Raw genomic sequence first — 2,301 nt, 5'->3', positions numbered from 1 at the left:
CGTGGTCAAGGCGCTGCAAGGCGCGCGTGCCCCCGCCTCGCTGCTGCTGGCCGAAGCCTGGCGGCCGTGGCGTTCTTATGCGGTGCTGCAGCTCTGGCAGTCGCTCTCGCCATCCGCCCCCAATCTCTCGTAGGAGGTCGCCATGACACTCGCTCTTCATCGCCCCTGGGTCGCACAAACTGTCGTGGACACGCCGCTGGGTCCGCTGCGCCTGGCCGCCACCGAAGCCGGCCTGGCCGGCGCCTGGTTCGAAGGCCAGCGCCATCATCCCGGCGCGTTGAATGCACCGGACAACCCGTCCCAGCGCTGGCTGCGCCAGGCGACCGACGAACTGGCGCTCTACTGGCGCGACGCGCGCCGCAGTGTCTTTCAGGTGCCGCTGGACGCCGACGGCACGCCGTTCCAGCGCGAGGTCTGGCGCGCGCTGCTGGCCATTCCCACGGGCACGCTCAGCAGCTACGGCCGCATCGCCAGTGAACTGGGCCGGCCCAGCGCTTCGCGCGCGGTGGGCGCCGCGGTGGGCCGCAATCCGCTGTCCATCCTCGTGCCCTGTCACCGCGTGGTGGGCGCCGATGGGGGCCTGACCGATTACGCTGGCGGGCTGGACCGCAAGCAGGCCTTGCTGGCACGCGAAGGTGCGCTGACCGCCCTCGCGCCAACCCGCTGCAGCGAAGCCGACAGCCCGCTGCCGCTTTTTGAACACGCTGAATGAAACCTCGCCACCTCGCCGAATTGCTCCTGCTCGCCGCCATCTGGGGCGCTTCCTTCCTGTTCATCCGCATGGGCGCCGCGGCCTTCGGCCCGCTGGCGCTGGCTGGCATGCGCACCGTGGGCGCCACGCTGTGCCTGCTGCCGCTGCTGGTCTGGCGTGGCGAGCAGGGTGCGCTGCTGAAACACTGGAAGCCCATCCTGCTGGTGGGCATCACCAACTCCGCCCTGCCGTTTGTCTGCTTCGGCGTGGCCGCGCTGGCGATCAACGGCGGCCTCTCGGCCATCTTCAACGCCACCACGCCGCTGTGGGGTGCGCTGCTGGCCTGGCTGTGGCTGGGCGACAAGCCCACGCGCGCCAAGTCGCTGGGCCTGGCCATCGGTTTTGCAGGCGTCTTGTGGCTGGCCTGGGACAAGGCCAGCTTCCGCCCCGGCGACCACGGCGTGAGCCCCGCACTGGCGGTGCTGGCCTGCATGGCCGCCACGCTGCTGTACGGCTTTTCGGCCAACTTCACCCGCCGCTACCTGACGGGCGTGCCGTCGATGGCGCTGGCCGCCGGCAGCCAGATCGCCGCCAGCCTGCTGCTGGTGCCGCTGATGCTCACGCATTGGCCCGAGGTCAACCCGGGTGCACGCGAATGGCTGGCTGCCGTGCTGCTGGCGGTCGTCTGCACCGGCCTGGCCTATGTGCTGTACTTCCGGCTGATCGCCAGCATGGGCGCGTCCAATGCAATGACCGTGACCTTCCTGATCCCCGCTTTCGCGGTGCTCTGGGGCGCGCTGTTCCTCGCCGAACAGCTCACCGGCGCAATGCTGGCCGGCTGCGCGGTGATCCTGGTCGGCACCGGGCTGGTCACCGGGTTGTTGAAGCTGAAGCTGTTGTCACCAGGGAGATAGCGCAGGTCCATGCCCGCCAAAACCGCCACGCCGCACCGCGCCTCTTCCTCTCAAAACCGCCAGCGAGCGCATGCCCTGCTGGACCACCTCGCCAAGCAGCCGCCGTTCGACCAGGTCGCGCAGCGGGAAGGCGCCGCGCAGGCCCATGCGCTCGCGGTCGAGGCGGGCGATCTGGTGCTGCAGGCCGAGGCCTTGCTGGCCGGTGCCAGCTGGCCAGGCCAACTGATCGACCCGCTGGGCGCCTGGTCGGCGCTTCAAAGGGCCGAGCGCATCTTCCGGGCCAATGGCATTCCCGACCGGGCAGCCGCTTGCCAGGTGGCCATGGCGCGTGCGCTGTACGACCTGGGCCAGGAGCGCCAGGCCGACGTGGTCGTGCAGGCCGCCCTGCAGGAGCCTTCGCTGCCCGCGCCGCAGCGCGCCAGGGCCTACATGCTGCGGTTCCTGGCATTGGGCCGCATGGGGCAGATCGAAGCCGCCTACGAATGCCTGGTCGACCAGGCCGTGCCGATGGCCCGGGCCTGTGGTGACGTTTACCAGCTGGCCCGCGCCATCGGCCGGAAGGCCTGGTTGATCGCCCGGCTGATGCACAGCGCAGGCAACCCCGAGCTGCCGCTGCCGGCCTTCGCACACCTGACCAAGCTCAAGCGTGAACCGGCCACGCTGGCGCACGTGCTGAGCCTGCTCGACGAAGCCCGC

Annotated in this window: 2 protein-coding genes and 1 pseudogene; all 3 read left to right on the top strand. The window is 70.3% G+C overall.

Translation table 11 applies throughout. The features are described 5' to 3' along the window. Positions 1-142: 142 nt before the first annotated feature. The gene (locus FKP22_RS27660) at positions 143-712 is read left to right on the top strand and encodes a methylated-DNA--[protein]-cysteine S-methyltransferase (RefSeq protein ID WP_141291202.1); all 570 of its coding nucleotides are present in this window, start codon (positions 143-145) and stop codon (positions 710-712) included. Beyond that, positions 709-1,605 (top strand): DMT family transporter, encoded by an 897-nt coding sequence (locus FKP22_RS27655; protein ID WP_141291200.1) that lies wholly within the window; start codon positions 709-711, stop codon positions 1,603-1,605. The genes FKP22_RS27660 and FKP22_RS27655 overlap by 4 nt, the downstream gene beginning before the upstream one ends. Positions 1,606-1,614: 9 nt before the next feature. Next, positions 1,615-2,301, top strand: a pseudogene (locus FKP22_RS27650) (hypothetical protein); the annotation flags it as partial.

It is taken from the genome of Ideonella azotifigens (assembly GCF_006519715.1).
GTDB lineage: Bacteria > Pseudomonadota > Gammaproteobacteria > Burkholderiales > Burkholderiaceae_C > Ideonella > Ideonella azotifigens.
The sequence above is the reverse complement of the archived record's forward strand: the minus strand, read 5'-3'. Positions and strand labels throughout refer to the sequence as shown.